The sequence below is a fragment of the Paenibacillus senegalensis JC66 genome, assembly GCF_000285515.1.
Classification (GTDB): domain Bacteria; phylum Bacillota; class Bacilli; order Paenibacillales; family NBRC-103111; genus Paenibacillus_L; species Paenibacillus_L senegalensis.
On the sequence record NZ_HE610962.1, the window covers coordinates 37,932 to 56,242 of the forward strand.

Here is an 18,311-nt window from a genome sequence, read left to right on the forward strand (position 1 = left end):
CGAGCGGCTCGCCGCTGATCAGGAGGTGAATACTCTCCTGCTCACGGAGCGTTCGATCGCCGATGCGCTCGGCGTCGATTCGCAGCGCGCGAGGCCCAGCGACTCGCACAAGGGCACTTACGGCCACGTATTGGTCGCCGCTGGCAACCAGCGGATGAGCGGCGCCGGCCTGCTGTGCACCAGCGCCGCTCTCCGCGCCGGCTGCGGGCTGGTCACGTGGGCCGTGCCGGCAAGCCTCGCACGCCACCTGCTCGGCCGTCTGCCGGAAGCGATGCTCGCCGGCCTGCCGGATGCCGGCCACGGCGACTGGGCCGAGGTGTCTGCGGAGCAGGTGCTCGCGCTGGCGCAAAGCCGCGATGCGCTGGTAATAGGCCCCGGCATGGGCCGCTACGGCGATGACGTGCAGTGGCTGCGTGCCATTTGGGAAGGCACGCCCTGCCCGCTGCTGCTCGATGCCGATGCGCTCAACATGCTGGCCGATGCCGGCGACTTCGCCGAATGGCCGCGCCGCGAAGCCGCTGCGGTGCTGACGCCGCATCCCGGCGAGATGGCGCGGCTGGCCGGCCTCAGCATCGCCGAGGTGCAGCGCGATCGCATCGGCCTGGCGCGCAGCTACGCGCAGGAGCACGGCGTGACGCTCGTGCTCAAGGGCGCCGCCACCGTTGTGGCCGATCCCGACGGGGTCGTGTATATTAACACGACAGGCAATGCGGGGATGGCCAAAGGCGGCTCCGGCGATGTGCTCGCAGGCGTCATCGCCAGCCTGCTCGCGCAGGGGCTGCCCGCGGGCAAGGCCGCAGCGCTCGGCGTCTGGCTGCACGGAGCGGCAGGCGACCGCGCAGTGGCGGCGAGGGCGACGGCGGCATCGGTGCTGCCGAGCGACTTAATCGCGCACCTGTAAGAGCGGAGAAGACCTGATGAGACGGAATGGTTGTTGAGGCAAAGCGAGAGAACAAAGTTGTTGAGGCAGGAACGTTAAAGCTGGATGGTTAGTTACGGGATACGGGACAGTAGCAGGATATTACACAAGGATTGATGAACAGATTTGTCCCTGATAGCCCTGTAAAGAGGAATGGCCTGTCCGAAAAGCAGCTTTTTAGGCAGCACCTATTTCAGTGTACCACCATTAAAAGTCAACACCCAAGAATGCTGTAAAATCACATTCTTGGGTGTTTCATTTTGGCCCGGCATCGGTCGGCTTGACGATGAACCTTTACTTGTAAGGAGAGGGCTTATAGAACAGCCCCTTCTTTTTTAACCTTATCTCAGTACTATACCATGACTTTACAAATATCGTTCGTAAACTCTACCGGATCTTGAATAGGCAGACCTTCGATCAAGAGCGCCTGATTGTAGAGCAGATGCGTGTAAAGCTTGAACTTTTCTTCGTCTGAAGCGTAAGCCGCTTTTAACGATTGGAATACCTCATGCTCCACGTTGATCTCCAGCACTTTGTCCGCCTGAACGTTGCCGCCGTCGGGCATCGCTTTTAACACCTTCTCCATTTCGATGGACAGCTCGCCTTCTGCCGACAGACAGACCGGATGGCTTTTCAAGCGCTTGGATACTTTCACGCTCTTTACCTTGCCCTCAAGCAGAGTCTGCATTTTTTCCAGCAGCTCTTTGTTGTCGCCCTCAGCCTCGGATGCCTTGTTCTCGGCTTCATCTTCAATGCCCAGGTCCCCGCTGGAAACGGAGCGGAATTCTTTTTCTTTATATTGCTGAAGCATCTTGATCGCGAATTCATCGATATCTTCGGTGAAATATAGAATTTCAAAGCCTTTGTCCGCTACTCTTTCCGTTTGCGGAAGCTTGTCGATACGCTCGATAGATTCACCGGCGGCATAGTAAATATACTTCTGCTCTTCCGGCATCCGGGAGACATATTCGCTCAAGCTGACCAGCTTCTTCTCCTTGGATGAGTAGAACAGCAGCAGATCCTGCAGGTCATCCTTGTGCATGCCGTATTCGCTGTACACGCCGTATTTAAGCTGGCGGCCAAACGCTTTGTAGAACTTCTCATAATCTTCGCGCTCGTTGTTCAGCATACCCTGCAGCATGCTTTTAATTTTGCTTTTAATGTTCTTGGCAATCAGTTTCAACTGGCGGTCATGCTGAAGCATCTCTCTGGAGATGTTCAGGGACAGGTCCTCGGAATCCACCATCCCCTTGACAAAGCTGAAGTAATCGGGGAGCAGGTCCGCGCATTTTTCCATGATCAGTACGCCGTTCGAATACAGCTCCAGGCCCTTCTCGTATTCCTTCGTATAATAATCGAAAGGCGTGCTCTCCGGAATGAACAATATCGCATTATAGACGACAGCCCCTTCGGCACGGACATGGGTATATTTCAATGGCTGGTCGAAGCCGTAGCGCTTTTCATTATAAAAATTGGTGTAATCTTCCTTGGTCAGCTCGTTTTTGTTTCTGCGCCAAATCGGCACCATGCTGTTAATGGTCTGCTCTTCACGAACCGTTTCAAATTCGTTCTCACTGCCTTCTTTCGGTTTTTGCACACTGACTTCCATTTTGATCGGATAGCGGATGAAGTCGGAATACTTTTTGATGATGGCTTTTAAGCGGTATTCCTGCAAAAATTCATCGTACTGTTCATCTTCTGTATTTTCTTTAATTTTGAGCACGATGTCCGTACCAACTTCGGCTTTTTCCGCGGGCTTGATCGTGTAGCCGTCCGCCCCTTTGGAAAACCATTGATAGGCCTCTTCGCTTCCAAGCGCTCTGCTCGTAACGGTAACCTCGTCTGCCACCATGAAAGCGGAGTAAAAGCCTACCCCGAACTGACCAATAATATGATGGTCTTCCTGCGCTTCATTTTCCTGTTTGAAGGCAAGGGAGCCGCTCTTGGCAATAACCCCGAGGTTGGTTTCCAGCTCCTTGTCGGTCATCCCGATTCCGGTGTCGCTAATAGTTAACGTGCGGCTTGCTTCATCCACCGAAATTTGAATATAGTAGTCCTCTTTGTTAAACACCATTTGCTCATCGGATAATGCCTTGTAATAAATTTTGTCGATTGCATCGCTTGCGTTGGAAATCAACTCTCTCAGAAAAATTTCTTTTTGCGTATAAATAGAGTTAATCATCATCTCGAGCAATCGCTTAGATTCTGCCTTAAACTGCTTCTTGGCCATAACCGTTCTCCTTTCTCATCCCTGATCTTTAAGAATCGGGGCTTGCCGATTCTGCTCTACATAAGTTTAGCACTCATATGACTCGAGTGCTAATTCTTTCTTTTATATACCACACTCTCAATTTTACTGTCAACATAATGCATAGCGCGCATGCCATGAAAAAAACTGATACCATTAGCTGGAATCAGTTTTTCGTTCACCCTACACGGGGTATTATCGTTTTTTGCGTATACCTGAGTATCAAGGTAACGTCGCCTCCATAAAAACGCCGTGGTTCCACGATGGCGGTGTGCCCACCTTGCGGCTTTGATTGCTTGCCCATTCTTTATACGGATCGATAACGATGTGCGGATTGGAAACATTGCGAATATCTTCCCAGAGGCATTCAACACCTTCTCCGCCGGCAAAGCCGTTAAACATTTTACAGCCTCCGCAGTAATTCTGCTTATGCTCATCATTAAGCTGCACTACGCGGTTGCGCAAGCAGCAGTAAACCTCTTGTTGATCGGTGCTGTAGTTAATATGATTGATTTTTTGCATACTTCTATCCACTCCTTTTCTTGCTGTAGTGTAAACTTAACCCCGATACTTCAAGTTTAATCGGCCTTGGTTAAAAATGTTCGCGAAATTTGTAAATGGTATCTAATAAAAATTTCGACACAGTACAGGAGCGGATAGTTGCTTTCTAAAGTCCACCAGGTTTAAGATTTAGAGCATCCGGCAGGGAGTCTGCAGGAGAAATCGGCGGTTTTGGAATGAGCTCCGAATTTTCCGCATGACGGGCTGCTTCCTCTGGCAGCGGCTCTCTTCCAATGGCAGCCAGAGAAGCAGATGCTAATCTTGCGAGAGTTTGCTCTGCCGATCGTTCCAGTTCGTCCGCAGCTTCGCCCGGGCATAAAGGAAAAGCCTGCTTAACCGCCTTCACCAATTGATTAGCCATCGTTAAAACCCGGTACAATGATGTGGATTGCAGAATGCGGTAAGGCTGGCCTTCGTAGATGTTGACAATTCCGCCAATGCTGAAATCACCTACCCCGGGCAGCCGGCTTCCCATCGATTGACCCGGTTCAATAGGACCATGGCTTACCTGAAACTTGCCGACGGAGGCTGCATCGCGGCCCAAACAGGCATCTATCGCAATAACGGTCTTGCCTTCCGGGACATGACGCAGATGATGCAGCAGCGTATTGGCATCACACGGCCTCTGCAATGTCCCCTGCACATAAGGATAGCCTTCCTGCTCCAGCAGGGTACCGACAATCGGGCCAAAGCTGTCCCCTGCCGAACGGTCTGTGCCAATGCAGAGAAACAGAATCTGCCGCACATCTCTCCCCGAATCTTTAATGTCTTCGAAAAACCGGTTCAGCTTTTCTCCGCCTATCGTTTTACGTATAAATGAACCTGCCATATTCCCCCGCCTTTCTGTTTTCTTCGGGCAGCCTTTTCCCCTTATCTTTACCCTGCTGATCATAAAATGAAAGACGGTAAATTATTTGCCTATGATCAGCCAGGAGCCCCGCCATTTTTTCAATAAAACCGTAAGCAGCCAAGGAATCAAAATAGCCGCAGCGCCGCTCGCCAAGGTAAACCCGTGGTAAGCCGCCGAGCCTCCGGGATAAGACCACATTGTGCGGCTAAAGGACAAAACCGCCGGGTGCATAAAATAGATTCCGAATGCTGCCGTACCAAGCGAGGATAACCATACAGAGAACCGCGGAGCATCCTGCAATAGCCGATATGCGATCCACAGCAAAGCCATAAAGATAGTACAGGAGTACACATTGAGCAGCACTTCCAACGCAATCGGGCCAAAATCTACGGAAAACTGGCGGGCTACGAACACGAGCGCATAAGAGTAGCCGCTGAGACCCGCAATCACTAGTACCCACCAAATATGATGAATGGAACGCCGGAACGACTCATAATTTAAGCCGATGGCGGCACCAATGGCAAACAGGCCGGTATAAGTGCCAAATAAGGTGGCAGGCCGTTCGAATGGTCCCGCCCATAATTGATAAACATAGAACGCTATTTGAAATCCGATGGCGAGCTTTACAAAGTGACGGCGAAACCAGGGCCATTTTTCCACAGCAGTCATCCATAGCGGGAAGAGCAAATAAAATTGTAAAATTAAAATAATAAAGTAAAGATGATAAGCCGTTTGCCCCCAGCGCAAAGCTTCCCCAAACCGGAGCCAGTCGATATTCACCCCAGACCATGTTTGGGCAGGCAGCCATTGGTAAAAAATATAGTAGAAGAACGCCCATAGCAGATAGGGAATAACAATAAATTTGATCCGTTTGGCGTAAAAACCAGCTGCCGCTTTGCCGCTCCATTGACCGGCATAACGGTAAAACAGCACCATCGCGCTAATCATCACAAAAACTGGTACGGCGAAATTGCTAAGCTTGTTAATGACCAGATAGATGATTTGAGAGCGGCTGCCAAGCGGAATTTCCACCGTGCCTTGGGCCGTGATGTGGATAATTAGAACACCGAGAATGGCAATCGCTCGGACAAGCTCTAATTCCTGTAATCTTGTTTTGGGCATATTCTTTGGCACACTCATGATTCGTTCAGTTCTCCTTTAATAAGCGAAAGCTTGGACAGGCTGCCGGCTCCGGAAAAATTAAACTCGTCCGCTCGTGCCGGACAGACTTGCTGCAGTGACCAACCGTGTCATTCGCCCATACACTGGTGTATATTAGATAGTAAGAAGGGAGGCTTGTTCTCTATGATGAACACCTGGAAGGAAGAGGCCGCGAATACGATAACCCATGGTATCGGAGTGCTGTGCAGCATTGCGGCTCTAGTGCTTCTCATTATTCATCCGTCTCATTCCGGAGAATGGCCAAGAATGATCAGCTTTACCATTTACGGAGTTACACTGGTTCTCTTGTATTTGGCTTCGACCTTGCTGCACGCCATTTCCCGGGTTAACTGGAAGAAGGTATTGCGTACACTTGATCACTCGGCCATTTATTTGCTGATAGCCGGAACCTATACTCCTTACATGCTCGTTACGCTTAACGGCTGGCTGGGCTGGACGGTTCTAGGCTTTGTCTGGCTGCTTGCTGTCTTCGGAATTGTGATGAAAATTTTCTGCCTGAAATGGTTTGCCCGGCTGTCTACCCTATTCTACTTGCTAATGGGCTGGGCTGTCATTATCGTTATTGTCCCCCTATCGCAGAACCTCGCTTTAAATGGACTGCTTTGGCTGATTATCGGGGGACTCTTGTACACGCTCGGTTCCCTTTTCTATGTAGCCAAAAAGCTCCCCTATTCTCATGCCATATGGCATGTCTTTGTCCTTGCAGGCAGTGTAGCTCATTTTATCTCCATTTATTATTATGTTTAACAGCTTCCACTGCTCGAACATTTATATAACTTCAAGTTAAAGCGGCAATTCCATTCCAACGGAAATGCCGTTTTGTTATGCTCTTAAATGAGGTTATAATAGAACGAGATTGATGTAAAGGAGCTATAGCGATTGTGACGACCATAGCAGGCATCTACGCCCACCCGGATGACGAAACCTTTGGCGCCTCCCTTGCCATTCTGGAGATGGGAAGAAGAGGCGACAAGTTTGTGCTGCTGACGGCAACGCCGGGCGATGCCGGCAAAGCCGGGCCATACGCGCCGTTAACTCCCGAGGAGCTTGGGCAAAGAAGAAAGCAGGAGCTCGAACGGGCTGGGAGACTATTGGGCTTCAGCGACATTCGCCATCTTAACTATAATGACGGCAAGCTCTTCGCTGTTCCGCTCGGGCAGTTGACCCGGGAAGTGGCGCAGTTCATCAATGATCATCAAGCAGCCGTTGTTCTCACCTTCCCTGAGGATGGCATTTACGGACATCCCGATCATGTTGCCATTTACCGTGCAGCCACCGAGGCAGTATTGTCCGGACTTTGCCCCAGCGTGCAGAAGCTGTATTATACGGCAAGCGAAGAACTGCTTAAGCAGGGCAGGCTGCCTTCCGTTATATTCGAACCTAGCGCCGAAGATTGGAAGCGTAAAGCTGAGGCGCTCAAGGCTCATGAAACCCAGATCGGGTCGGTCAGCAGGGTGTTTGGCGATCTCGAATCACCAGACAGCGCCCATCCTGCACTGCAAAAAGAAGGCTTTGTGCTCGCTTGGGAACGCGGCAGGCATTGGCCCGCCAGTAACGAAACCTATTTCACAGATGGACTCATGAAACCGCGGCCATCCCAATAAGGTTTAACTAAGCAGAAAGACACGCGGAGGGGATCAAGCTGAAAAAAATCATGTTTACGGGCGGCGGCTCGGCAGGTCATGTGACGCCGAATCTTGCCCTTATGGATAAATTGCGCAGCAAAGGCTGGGCCATTGAGTATGTCGGCTCCGAGACAGGCATCGAGAAGCAAATTATAGAAGGCTTGGGGACGACACCGTATCATCCCATTCCTTCGGGGAAGTTAAGACGGTATTTTGACTTGAAAAATTTTAAGGATCCTTTCAAAGTGGTCCACGGAGTGCTCAAAGCTTATACCTTAATCCGCAAGCAAAAGCCTAATCTTATTTTCTCCAAGGGCGGCTTCGTCTCTGTGCCGGTTGTGCTTGGCGGCTGGATGAACCGGGTTCCTGTCATCATTCATGAATCCGATATGACTCCCGGGCTCGCAAACAAGCTGTCCATCCCTTTTGCAACTAAGGTGTGTGTAACGTTTGAAGAAAGCTTGCAGCATGTATCCGGCGACAAAGCAGTTCATACCGGCCCGCCAATTAGGGAAGAGCTGTTTCAAGGCAATGCCAAAAAAGCTCTGCAGCTATGCGATTTTGTATCGAGCAAGCCTGTTATGCTTGTGATGGGGGGCAGCCTCGGCTCGGTCAAGATTAACCAGAACGTACGGGATGCTTTGGAGCAGCTGCTCCCCCATTTCCAAATTGTCCATTTGTGCGGCAAAGGCAATCTCGACCCCGCTTGGGATGGGCGGCAGGGGTATCGGCAGTTTGAATACATTCAAGAGGAAATGCGTGATGTTCTGGCCCTCGCTGATGTGGTCGTTTGCCGGGCTGGCTCCAATTCGATCTTTGAATTGCTGGCTCTGCATAAACCGATGCTGCTCATTCCCTTATCGCGGCAAGCCAGCCGGGGAGACCAGATTCTGAATGCCGAGTCGTTTGCTGCCAAAGGATACAGTCGTGTACTGGAGGAAGAGCAGCTGACTCCGGAACGGCTGACCAGCACCGTTCTGGAGGTTTACCGCGACAGAGACCGCTATGTCTCTGCGATGAAAAAGAGCAATGTGCGCAGCAGCGTGGATCATATTATTGCGTTAGTAGAGGAACAAGCAAAACTATAATTTTCTGCTCATGCCCGGATCAAGTCCGGCATGAGCTCTTTTCATTATTCCGCTTAAGCTTCCTCTGTCCTTTGCTCCTGTCTCGTTTTGTTTATCCCTACAAGGATAACGAAGCCCAATGCTCCGCACAGCGCCACCGATGCGCTGATCATATACATAGTGGCAGCGCCTAGCGTTTCATAAATCCATCCTCCGGCGAAGCCAGCCGCAACTCCCGATACTCCTGCCCAGGTCAGGGCGAACAAAGCCTGTCCGGACGCGCGATAGCGGCTGTCTACCATACGTGCTGTCAGCGTAGTGCCCAAGTAGTAGTAAGCACCGAAGGTAATACAGTGCATGATTTGAATGAGCAAGATATGAACAGGCTCCGCTGCCCCTGCCATCAACAGCCACCTGACGGAAAACAGCAAGCTTACAAAAGCAAGCCCGATCAGCATAAACCGCGTATTGGGGCGGATAATCCGATCCATCAGCAAAAATACCGGAATTTCAAAAAATGACGATAAAAAGGCAGACAAGCCCACGGACATTCCCGTTCCGCCCAGCTCCTGAATATAGATGGACACAAATGTGTTGTTCATAGAATTAGGGACAGAGATAAGGATGCCAAGGCCTATAAAAAGCATAAATACTTTGTCTTTATATAAGCTGCCATATTTACCGCCAGCAGCCGGTGATCCTGTCGCTAAATTGGTCAGTCTGCCGCGGGGAATCCCGATTGTAAACAACAGCGAGAATAGCAGCAGCAAGGAATAAATCAGCCAGAGCCGGCCTGTCCCTGTCAGATGAATCCATGCGCCGGCTGTGAGAGCGATAAGCGCATAGCCCAACGACCCCCACAAGCGGAATGCCCCGAATTTGTGTCGGGTGCCCTCAATCGAATTGAGAATTAAACTGTTGCTCTGTGCGGTCAGCGGGCTAAAGAAAAAGAAGAAGAAAAGCATGCACGTAAACAGCAAGGTGAACGTATTCAGATTAAAGATAAGCTGGGCAATTATAAAATTGCCCAGCAGAAGAATCACAATTGTTCTCCTAATATTTTGACTGCGATCGCTGAAGAATCCCCAGACCGGGTTGGCTATAATCGAAACAAGAGGGCCGCCAGCCATAATCATTCCGACCTCCAGCTTGTTTAACCCCATTTCGGAAAAGTAAAGCGGAAAGTAGACAAATACAATGGATAATGCGCCAAACTGGAAGAATTGATACCATTTGAGAAACTGCAGTGAACGTCCAGTAGGGGTATGCGTTGTATTCAAAACGGTTAATCCTTTCTGTGCTTCGAGGATAAGCAATCAATCGAGATCTGCCGAAATCGCAACCTAGCGGCCATAATCCCAGATGCCTACAAACAAATAATAGATCAGGACAAAGTGCAGGACGATCAGGAAGGGGACTCCCCATTGGAATGCGGCATGTCTCGTCTTATGATGGAAAATGCGCATGCCGAGTCCAAGACCTAGCGAACCGCCAAGAGCCCCTGTCCACAGCAGCCTTTTCTCCGAAATTCTGCGCCGCTTCTGTCTTGCTCTCGATTTATCTGCCCCCATCATCCACAGCGCAGCCAAATTCATTACTCCCAGATAAGCTAAGACGAGCCACTCCATGACCTTCCCCCTCAGATTCTTTGTAAATAGCCGCCCTTCTGCAATTGCTTCAGGTTCGCGGCGCCAACCCCAAACATCGCAATACGCAGCTCCAGTTCTAACTGCTCCATTAGCTGATTTAGGCTCTCCTCGGCTGCGACAGCAGAAGCCAGCACTGAGCGCCCGAACGCTGCCAGATCGGCGCCGAGAGCAAGAGATTTAGCGGCATCCACACCATTATGCAGGCCCCCGCTGGCGATAATCGTCTGCCTGGGGTGCCGGGCTCTTACTTCCACAATACAATCCGCCGTAGGCAGCCCCCAGCCTGCGAAAGCATGGGCCGCTGCTGCTTTGACTTGATCGCGGGCGCGGTGCATCTCCACCTGGCTCCAGGAGGTGCCCCCTGCTCCGGCTACGTCTACAAAGGCAGCCCCAGCTTCAAACAATTGTGCGGCGACTTCACCGCTAATGCCCCAGCCTACTTCCTTAATTCCGACAGGAACGGTTAGAGCGCGGCATACCTCTTCAATTCGTTTGAGCAGATCTTTGAAGTTGGTATTCCCCTCCGGTTGAAATACTTCCTGCAGGCTGTTCAGATGAAGCACAAGACCGTCCGCTTCCGCTAGCTCTACCGCACGGCGGCAGTGATCAACACCATAGCCATAGTTCAATTGCACAGCCCCGAGATTCGAGATCACGGGAATTGTCGGGGCAAGATCCCGTACCCGAAAGGTACCCGTCAGTTCTTCTGCCTCTATAGCTGCACGAACCGAACCAATACCCATCGCCCATCCCCTCCGTTCGGCGGCCTGCGCAATAGTCCGGTTAATGCTGGCGGCCCCCTGGGTGCCTCCGGTCATGGAGCTCACCATCAGCGGGGCGCGCAGCGGCTTGCTTAAAAATTCCGTATCCAGACGGATCTCTGAAAAATCCAGCTCCGGCAATGCAGAGTGCCTGAAGCGGTAATTCTCCATCCCAGTCGTCACTCCTTGGGAGGCTACATCGCGATGGAGGCAAATATCAATATGTTCAGCTTTTCTTCGTTCAGTCAGATGGCTCGCGGATTTCATTTAATTCCCGTCCTCCCTTGTCTACTATACAGTGTAGCACAAAATTGGGCGCTCTCACACGCTTCCAACTAGTTATTCACCCAGGCTATAACGGGCATTCGCACATACGCTATTCTAGGCTGATTAATGAGGAGGAACCAAGAATGACCCCGAACTACTGGCAAGCGGTTTGCAAAACTTGCATGAACCGGAAGGTGCGTGTTGAAACCCGGCTTGGCGAAACCTACGAAGGACATATTGTTCATGTAGATGACCATTACGTTTATTTACGTCTGGACCAGGAGCAAAGCCGCGCTTTTTTCCCTGGGGCGTATAACCCGTTCTTTAATCAAACCGTACTTCCGCTCGTCTTGTTCAATTTATTAACAATTACTTTGCTGAATTAGTCCGTTGACAGATAAGAGAGCCGCCAGAGCGGAGCAGTTATCCGCTTGTCGGCTCTGCTAGGCAAAATAACCCCGCAAAGTGGGCCTTGGCTTCGAAGCTTAATCAGGTGCTTTGCGGGAGGCCTCGAAAAACTTATAGATTCCTATTATGTTAAAAAAGGCGCCTTCAGCCGCAAAAGCTGTAGGGCGCCCGCTATTTACCGGGTTATGATTACAGTCCGCATCAGGGAGTCCCACTTAACATCCGCATCAAACGACTCGCTGACAAAACGTACCGGAACCATTGTTACCCAGTCGATTAATTGCGGGGCAGCTTCCAGTTCAACCGCCGCACCATTAACCCAAGCTTGGCGGCTGCCAATCTGCAGGTAAATGTCCGTGTTTTTGCCGCTTAATGTAACGGACTGCTCTTCCTGATTCCAGGTTACTTTGGCACCAAGCCTCTCGGCAATTGCTCGCAAAGGAACGAGAGTATTCCCCTCCACCAGCATCGGTGAAGGTTCAAGCTGAAGGAGCTTATTGTTAACAAGCACATGAATCGGATCGAAAGAAATGCTGAGAGACGCAGCCTCGATCCGGCTTCCAAATTGTATTTCTCTCTCCCGCAATATTTTTTCCAATGTGTCCTGGCGCAAGCGGATCAGGTCACGGGCGGTATCATCCCGCAGCTTCGTAATTCCCTCGACAGTGTCCTGGCGGACATTCTTCAGTAAGGATATGGCGATATCACGTGTCGTCTGCAGCTGCTTCGTTCCATTAACGAACAAGTTGTCCATGCGGGATTTCGCCTCAATCACGCTAAGCTGTCCCTGGCTGTATTTCCACATCGTGCTCTGCTCGGCTTCTATGTCGATCTCGTAACGCAGTTTACCCAATACGCTTTGACGATCCTTGGTGTCCAGCATGCTGGCATACCGGTTCATCGCCCCTGTAGCGTAATTCGGGTTGACTTGATTTTTATACTTCCACATGAGACTCGTCGAATAGGCCGGATCGATTTCATTATGGTATTTCCAATACAAACCGGTCGTGTAGGTTTTATCTATTTGATTCAAATAAGCTTTTAACGTCCCGTTAGCTGAATTCGTCATCACATGCTTCGAATATTCCGTCAGCCTGGGCTTGTACAGAGGCTGGCTGCTCCAGATATCATTCAGAGAACGGTAATCCTCCTGCAACAGATTGACCAAATATTGTTTGTCCTCTTTTAGCACATTCTCGAAGTATGAGCGCTCAGATGCCGAGATAGCCATAAATCGGTCAAAATCATCGACCGCTTGCCGAAGATCGTTCTCGTACAAGTTTTTATACTGCTTCTCTAACTGGTCATAGACCTGCTCCACCTGTTTGACAAACGCCGTGTTAATCTCCGGGACTTCAGCGTGAACCGGCAAAGTAGCCCCAAACAGAACAACAAAAGCGGCCAGAAACGTTAACAATGATTTGTTTGTTATAATCAGCTTCACTTTTGAATTCTCCTTATTAGACAAGCTTGACACGCAATCCAGCTCTTACTTCCTTTTATTAGTATAAAACGAAACAAATATTCATTTGGTTGCTGAATTTCCTTATTTTTTGTCAAAATTTATAGTTTTTCAGCGAATACGACCGGTTGGGAAACACAAAAAAGCCCTGTCCTCCAAGTGTACAGAGTCTGCACGAAGGACAGGCTTGGAAACGCAGCTTTCACAATCTGACTGGATATTAAGGATGCACCTCTCGAATCCCCTTCTTGGTGTACCGATTGGCATAAGACGAGGCGGCATAAGCATCAGGCTTGACTCTGGCTTCGTAAGTTCCCATCGCATTGACCCGCTCAACCATCTCTTGTACATACTGCGCCGTTTTGTTAATGACGGGTATTGTCCCTGCATCAATATCGATGAAGGTTTCCAGTGACGCGCCTTTATACACATACGGCAGCAGCGGCTCTTCCATTTTATAAAACTCTTCTTCCGTAAAATAACTGGCTACTTCTTGGGATAACGTCGTCTCCATGGACAGCTTCTCTTTAATCGATGTCAGCTCCCGGGGAATGACCACCTCGCGGTAACACGCCCATGCTCCTTTGCCAAGCCGGTGGATTACAATACCCGTGACAAACATCGTGCAGCCCTTATGGACCTGGCTATCGGTACCTATCACAAAATGGTAAGCATATTGAGGATGCTGGGAAATGAAGCGGAGAATACGCCTGAAAACCTGCTCCAAGGAAAACCCGCTCTCCGACACATTCTGAAACCTCATTTCCTCACGTGAGGGAAATCGTGGATTAATTGTCATGTTATCACCTGTACGTGTACACTCGCCCTTCCCTAAGATTGAATTGTATAGCTTTGTCCTTCAGGCCAATGAACGATATCCATCAGTATATGAGCTAAATGCGGTTCTGGATCTAGTTTATCTCTGGATCTAGTTTATCCAATTGTTGTCAAGTCATAAGCGCTTGCGCTTGTTATCAAGTCATAAAGCGCCTGTTTGCTTCGTGCTCACCTTCAAGACCCTTCCCATACACGCAAGAGGTAGGGGAATATCTTAACATGTCCAAACGATTCAGGTCAATTATTTATTTTAATTTTCAGAAAAATCTTTCTGTCTCGTAATCTCCCCCTCCATGTACCAATTATCGACAACCTTCGAAATTCTCCCTCCATGTACCCTTCATGTATCATTCATGTACCCTTTGAGGTGAAAAGCATTTGAATTGACGATACGCAGAAAGATATTGCATCACACAAATTTTTACAATATAATAGCTCAAATTAGGAAAGGCTGATTCAGATGATCCGATATCCGTTTTTGAAAAAAGGAACAACAATTGGTGTAACCGCACCCTCTTCAGGGGTGAAGGCCGAATTACACGATATGCTCAAGCTTTCCTTCAAACGTATGGAGACGGAAGGATTCCACGTTATGGATGGAGAAACAATTTGGACTCAAAACAAAGCAAAATCTTCTCCAGCCCAAATACGTGCTATTGAATTGAATAAAATGATGTGTGATGACCAGATTGGTTTAATCATCCCGCCTTGGGGTGGCGAACTTTTAATCGAAATCCTTGAATACCTTCATTTTGATAATTTTAAGAGTAAGTGGATATTAGGTTATTCGGATACAAGTGTTTTATTGCTAGCAGTAACATTAAAAACAGGAATTGCAACTGCACATGGTCCAAATCTTATTGATTTACGCGGAGATTTTTCAGACAACACAACTGCAATGTGGCAATCTGTCTTATCAACTAAAACTGGCGAATCAATCCTCCAATATTCATCGGAGAAATATCAAAAGGAATGGAAACACTCTGATCCTACGCCATGTGTCTTTCATTTAACAGAACAAACATATTGGAAGGCTATTCAAGATACTGATGTTAAAATACACGGTCGCTTACTCGGCGGATGTATCGACGTGATAAGACATTTAATTGGCACACCGTTTGGCGATGTACCCTATTTTCAAAAGAATCTTGTAAATAACGACCCCATATTATGGTATTTAGAGAATTGCGAATTATCGACAACTGATTTACGCAGATCGTTGGTTCAGATGAAGTTAGCGGGTTGGTTTGATAATTGTTCAGGTATTCTGTTCGGAAGAAGCGGTGCAAATCAACCTGTTGACAATTATACAGTAGAGGATATTTACAAAGAGCTATTTGAGGAATTGCAGGTTCCAATAATCTACGATATTGATTGTGGTCATGTTCCACCACAAATCACTTTTATAAACGGGGCATATGCTGAGATTGCAGTAGGAGATGGCAAAGGTACCGTAAAGCAATCTTTTAGTCTATAATTACCCGATCCTCAAAAAATCGCAGCTGGCCCCCGGGTTTCGGCTCAGGTTTCGGTCCGGATTTCGGCTCAGGTTTCGGTCTGGATTTCGGCCCGGGTTTCAGCTCATTCCATCGATTTTCCGTATACATTGCCGCCGGGGGTAGGCTAAGGCGAAATGTATACGGTTTTCCGCATCATTTCGAGGGTTCCCCAGTTCCGGCTCATTCTATGCGATTTTTCTGTGAAAATAAAACGCCCCGCATGATGAGCAGTCTCGGGTAATCGTACCTCAATTCATAACCTTGTTATAACTTTTACGAAATTTCGTATGAAACAATGGCTGCAGCTCCTTTAAACCCGGCAAATGTACGGACTCAACTCTTATACCCCGGTATTTGTACGATTTGTCATACAAATATTGGGTAATCCCCCTTCAATCCCTTGTATTTGTACGATTTGTCATATAAAAAGATGGCTGCAGGCCCTTAACCCCCTACATTTGTACGACGTTTCATACAAATCTCCGGAAATCGCACTTCAACCCCATACATTTGTACGACATTTCGTACAAAACGCAGCCAACAAGCCCGCGCAGCCCGCGAACCCCGCCAATCCTGGCTATTTTTCATGCTGGAGTTGCGCCTGGGAATTCAACGGCATGACGGTTTGCCTACATTTTCGTATATATTGCCGCCAGGAGGGATCGCTAAGACGAAATATATACGGTTTTCCGCATACATTTCCCTTGTGGTTGCCGGTGAAGACGAATGTATGCGAATGATTGCATACTAAAACAGGAGCCTGTCCGAAATGCAGCTTTTTAGTACGACAGCTTAAAAAGTCAACACCCAAGAATGCTGTCAAATCAACATTCTTGGGTGTTTTATTGTGACACCTTTACCTGGCAGGGCACGCTCTCTTTACCTGGCAGGGCACGCTCTCTTTACTTGTTGGGGCTACTTGACGCTCTTTTTACTCGTTGGACACGGTCTCTTACTTGGTGGACACGGTCTCTTACTTGGTGGACACGGTCTCTTTACTCGCTGGGGCTACTTGACGCTCTTTTTACTTGCTGGACACGCTCTCTTTACTTGTTGGGGCTACTTGACGCTCTTTTTACTTGACAGAGAACAGTGCCTCCAATTACGGTCAAGGAGGGGGCTCAGGAGCTTGCTATTCATTTCGTTTATAGAAATCCAAGTAGTGATCCGACCATGGAGTCGCCAAACAGATAAACATATAATCCGATCGCGCCAAATACGATGAACAAGCTGTACATCGGGTCCATACCTGGCTTGGCTGTTTCTTTGTAATAGGAATAGACAGTTAGAGTGACTGCAGTCAGCCAACCAATCAAGACGAATAAGAGCACCAGGGATGACAGCTGTATTAGAGTAAGCAACGCCAGCAGGAATGCAGCTGCCGTCAGACTTGCCGGAATTACGGTTAATGAACTGTAGCGGACCAACACTTCCTTAAAGCTGACTTCCTTGCGTATAAAAAATTTGACCGCAACCCACAGCATCGCAAGTGTTACGCTGACAAGCAGCGTTGTATGTAATAGCGTCGAGAAGAAAACGCTGAAGCCCGAGCTTCCGCCAAACATACCTATGCGGATTCCACGCATGACAACAACGGTGTATAAGCTGAAAAATAAAATGAATCCGATTAATGTGATCAGCCCGTTAATCCATTGCTCCGGCTTCATCACAAGCCCATTCATAACGGGGGACTTCCATTTGTTTATGAAATAACTCCAATAGTCGTTTGCGACCACCTTTCCTTTTTGCAAATAAGGATCCCATTTCTCCTTGGAGAACCCCGCCGCTCCGGCTCCGGGAGTTGGCCCGCCCTGTTCAGGATTAAGTTTAGATTCCTGTGGACTAACCGTTTCCACCGTTGCCGCTGCCTCATCCTTTAATGCATGACCGCAATGTATACAAACCGTGTTGTGATCCTCATTTAATTGCTGACAATTGGAACATGTAACCATTGTGCTTCCATCATCCTCTCGTTTGAAAATTTTATTTGCAAGGCTGTATTATTAATGATTACACAAGCCTTACAGCTGCCTGTATTGTTAAGTCTATTCGCTATCAAAGACAAGAAGTCCTACTCTCGAACCAACTTCACTTTTTGATCAGCCTGTGAAGTGTGTTTTCATACCATTTCCAAGGTACAATTTGTCTTAGAAATAACAGCATCCGCGAGCCCTTCCCCATAGGGTAGCGCAGGCGGGGGTAGGAAGCTTCCGCCAATTCGGCGATTTTCTCCGCTACTTCGGAAGGATGCGGGGCTTGTTCCGCCATACTGCGGGAATATTGCAGTATGGAATTCATCATAGCTTGATACGGGGACCCCTCCCGGGTAAAAATCCGGTCGAACCCCTTTTGCCAGATAGCTGTTCGATAAGCTCCAGGCTCCAGGAGCACAACGTAAACGCCGAAAGGGAGCAGTTCCAAGCGGAGAGCTTCGCTAAAGCCTTCCAGCGCGAATTTGGAGGCTGCATATGGACCGTAACCGGGAAAACCAATTCTTCCACTAACGCTGCTTACGTTAATAATCATGCCCCGCCCTCTTTCCCGCATGGAGGGAACGACAAGCTTGGTCAGCTCCATCACGCCAAACACATTCGTTTCAAATTGTGCCCGCCACTCGCTCATCGGGACATCCTCAACGCTTCCTCCTGCAGCGTATCCGGCATTATTGACCAGTACATCGAGGGGGCCCAGCTGCCGCTCTACCTGTTCGACTACCGGCTTCATCGCGGCTGTGTCGGTTACATCCAGCTGGTAACAGTGTACACGCTCAGCCAGCCCCCTGGACTGAGCTTCTTGCAGCAATTCAGCCTTCGCACCCAGATTGCGCATCGTCGCAGCTACTTCATAGCCTTTGCTTGCCAGAGCGATTACCGTTTGCAGCCCGAAGCCGCTGGAGCTTCCGGTAACCAGCGCGACTCCCTTTCGCGGCTCATCCCGCTTATGCATCATGGTTGCCCTCCTTACTGTTGTTCCTAT

17 protein-coding genes are annotated in these 18,311 nt (G+C 49.1%); 6 read left to right on the forward strand and 11 right to left on the reverse strand.

Features of this window, described 5'->3' with window-relative positions:
• Positions 1-901, forward strand: a 901-nt coding sequence (locus tag PSHG_RS28565) for an NAD(P)H-hydrate dehydratase (protein WP_010277419.1), incomplete at its 5' end; no start/stop codon positions are given.
• A 370-nt stretch (positions 902-1,271) separates the two neighbouring features.
• On the opposite strand, the gene htpG is transcribed toward PSHG_RS28565, so the two are convergent.
• The 4 genes from htpG to PSHG_RS28575 all read right to left on the reverse strand — a co-directional run bounded on the left by htpG (position 1,272) and on the right by PSHG_RS28575 (position 5,718).
• Positions 1,272-3,149, reverse strand: a complete 1,878-nt coding sequence (htpG, locus tag PSHG_RS21215) for a molecular chaperone HtpG (RefSeq protein ID WP_010277420.1) — start codon at positions 3,147-3,149, stop codon at positions 1,272-1,274.
• A gap of 240 nt (positions 3,150-3,389) precedes the next feature.
• Positions 3,390-3,689, reverse strand: a complete 300-nt coding sequence (locus PSHG_RS21220) for a hypothetical protein (RefSeq protein ID WP_010277423.1) — start codon at positions 3,687-3,689, stop codon at positions 3,390-3,392.
• 145 nt (positions 3,690-3,834) lie between these two features.
• Entirely contained in the window at positions 3,835-4,557 is a 723-nt protein-coding gene (yyaC, locus tag PSHG_RS28570) for a spore protease YyaC (RefSeq protein WP_010277425.1), read from the reverse strand.
• Between the two features lie 81 nt (positions 4,558-4,638).
• Positions 4,639-5,718 carry an acyltransferase gene (locus PSHG_RS28575; protein ID WP_010277427.1) on the reverse strand — a complete coding sequence of 360 codons (1,080 nt, stop codon included), beginning with the start codon at positions 5,716-5,718 and terminating at the stop codon, positions 4,639-4,641.
• A gap of 165 nt (positions 5,719-5,883) precedes the next feature.
• Here PSHG_RS28575 and trhA point away from each other — a divergent pair, with 165 nt between their 5' ends.
• The 3 genes from trhA (at position 5,884) to PSHG_RS21245 (ending at position 8,473) form a co-directional block, all read left to right on the forward strand.
• Entirely contained in the window at positions 5,884-6,507 is a 624-nt protein-coding gene (gene trhA, locus PSHG_RS21235; protein WP_010277429.1) for a PAQR family membrane homeostasis protein TrhA, read from the forward strand.
• Positions 6,508-6,641: 134 nt separating this feature from the next.
• Positions 6,642-7,364 (forward strand): PIG-L deacetylase family protein, encoded by a 723-nt coding sequence (locus tag PSHG_RS21240; protein WP_010277431.1) that lies wholly within the window; start codon positions 6,642-6,644, stop codon positions 7,362-7,364.
• A 38-nt stretch (positions 7,365-7,402) separates the two neighbouring features.
• Positions 7,403-8,473, forward strand: a complete 1,071-nt coding sequence (locus tag PSHG_RS21245) for an undecaprenyldiphospho-muramoylpentapeptide beta-N-acetylglucosaminyltransferase (protein WP_026021526.1) — start codon at positions 7,403-7,405, stop codon at positions 8,471-8,473.
• A 53-nt stretch (positions 8,474-8,526) separates the two neighbouring features.
• Here the strand turns inward: PSHG_RS21245 and PSHG_RS21250 are convergent, their stop codons facing one another.
• From PSHG_RS21250 to fni, 3 genes are all read right to left on the reverse strand, one after another.
• On the reverse strand, positions 8,527-9,732 hold the full coding sequence (locus PSHG_RS21250; protein WP_187373806.1) for an MFS transporter: 1,206 nt from the start codon (positions 9,730-9,732) through the stop codon (positions 8,527-8,529).
• 63 nt (positions 9,733-9,795) lie between these two features.
• The gene (locus PSHG_RS21255) at positions 9,796-10,080 is read right to left on the reverse strand and encodes a DUF1294 domain-containing protein (RefSeq protein ID WP_010277436.1); all 285 of its coding nucleotides are present in this window, start codon (positions 10,078-10,080) and stop codon (positions 9,796-9,798) included.
• An 11-nt stretch (positions 10,081-10,091) separates the two neighbouring features.
• Positions 10,092-11,129: a type 2 isopentenyl-diphosphate Delta-isomerase gene (gene fni, locus PSHG_RS21260; RefSeq protein WP_010277438.1), complete on the reverse strand. Its 1,038-nt coding sequence runs from the start codon at positions 11,127-11,129 to the stop codon at positions 10,092-10,094.
• 143 nt (positions 11,130-11,272) lie between these two features.
• Here fni and PSHG_RS21265 point away from each other — a divergent pair, with 143 nt between their 5' ends.
• A complete protein-coding gene (locus PSHG_RS21265; RefSeq protein WP_010277439.1) occupies positions 11,273-11,515 on the forward strand; it encodes an LSm family protein in 243 nt (80 codons plus the stop codon).
• Between the two features lie 197 nt (positions 11,516-11,712).
• Here PSHG_RS21265 and PSHG_RS29605 read toward each other — a convergent pair whose 3' ends face one another.
• Both PSHG_RS29605 and PSHG_RS21275 read right to left on the reverse strand, forming a co-directional pair.
• Complete coding sequence (locus PSHG_RS29605) at positions 11,713-12,981, reverse strand: copper amine oxidase N-terminal domain-containing protein (RefSeq protein WP_010277440.1); 1,269 nt, start codon at positions 12,979-12,981, stop codon at positions 11,713-11,715.
• A gap of 238 nt (positions 12,982-13,219) precedes the next feature.
• The gene (locus PSHG_RS21275; RefSeq protein WP_042122575.1) at positions 13,220-13,798 is read right to left on the reverse strand and encodes a ribonuclease H-like YkuK family protein; all 579 of its coding nucleotides are present in this window, start codon (positions 13,796-13,798) and stop codon (positions 13,220-13,222) included.
• A gap of 498 nt (positions 13,799-14,296) precedes the next feature.
• Between PSHG_RS21275 and PSHG_RS21280 the strand changes: the two genes are divergently transcribed.
• Positions 14,297-15,313, forward strand: coding sequence for a S66 family peptidase (locus PSHG_RS21280; protein ID WP_010277442.1), 1,017 nt, complete (start codon positions 14,297-14,299; stop codon positions 15,311-15,313).
• Between the two features lie 1,167 nt (positions 15,314-16,480).
• Here PSHG_RS21280 and PSHG_RS21290 read toward each other — a convergent pair.
• Together PSHG_RS21290 and PSHG_RS21295 are read right to left on the reverse strand one after the other, a co-directional pair.
• Positions 16,481-17,287 (reverse strand): zinc ribbon domain-containing protein, encoded by an 807-nt coding sequence (locus PSHG_RS21290; protein WP_010277444.1) that lies wholly within the window; start codon positions 17,285-17,287, stop codon positions 16,481-16,483.
• A gap of 136 nt (positions 17,288-17,423) precedes the next feature.
• Positions 17,424-18,281, reverse strand: coding sequence for an SDR family oxidoreductase (locus PSHG_RS21295; RefSeq protein ID WP_010277446.1), 858 nt, complete (start codon positions 18,279-18,281; stop codon positions 17,424-17,426).
• Positions 18,282-18,311: the final 30 nt, after the last annotated feature.

Coding starts and splice junctions, on each gene's coding strand:
- htpG (WP_010277420.1), bottom strand. CDS start 3,149: ATGGCCAAGAAGCAGTTTAAGGCAGAATCTAAGCGATTGCTCGAGATG.
- PSHG_RS21220 (WP_010277423.1), bottom strand. CDS start 3,689: ATGCAAAAAATCAATCATATTAACTACAGCACCGATCAACAAGAGGTT.
- yyaC (WP_010277425.1), bottom strand. CDS start 4,557: ATGGCAGGTTCATTTATACGTAAAACGATAGGCGGAGAAAAGCTGAAC.
- PSHG_RS28575 (WP_010277427.1), bottom strand. CDS start 5,718: ATGAGTGTGCCAAAGAATATGCCCAAAACAAGATTACAGGAATTAGAG.
- trhA (WP_010277429.1), top strand. CDS start 5,884: ATGATGAACACCTGGAAGGAAGAGGCCGCGAATACGATAACCCATGGT.
- PSHG_RS21255 (WP_010277436.1), bottom strand. CDS start 10,080: ATGGAGTGGCTCGTCTTAGCTTATCTGGGAGTAATGAATTTGGCTGCG.
- fni (WP_010277438.1), bottom strand. CDS start 11,129: ATGAAATCCGCGAGCCATCTGACTGAACGAAGAAAAGCTGAACATATT.
- PSHG_RS21265 (WP_010277439.1), top strand. CDS start 11,273: ATGACCCCGAACTACTGGCAAGCGGTTTGCAAAACTTGCATGAACCGG.
- PSHG_RS21275 (WP_042122575.1), bottom strand. CDS start 13,798: ATGACAATTAATCCACGATTTCCCTCACGTGAGGAAATGAGGTTTCAG.
- PSHG_RS21280 (WP_010277442.1), top strand. CDS start 14,297: ATGATCCGATATCCGTTTTTGAAAAAAGGAACAACAATTGGTGTAACC.
- PSHG_RS21290 (WP_010277444.1), bottom strand. CDS start 17,287: ATGGTTACATGTTCCAATTGTCAGCAATTAAATGAGGATCACAACACG.
- PSHG_RS21295 (WP_010277446.1), bottom strand. CDS start 18,281: ATGCATAAGCGGGATGAGCCGCGAAAGGGAGTCGCGCTGGTTACCGGA.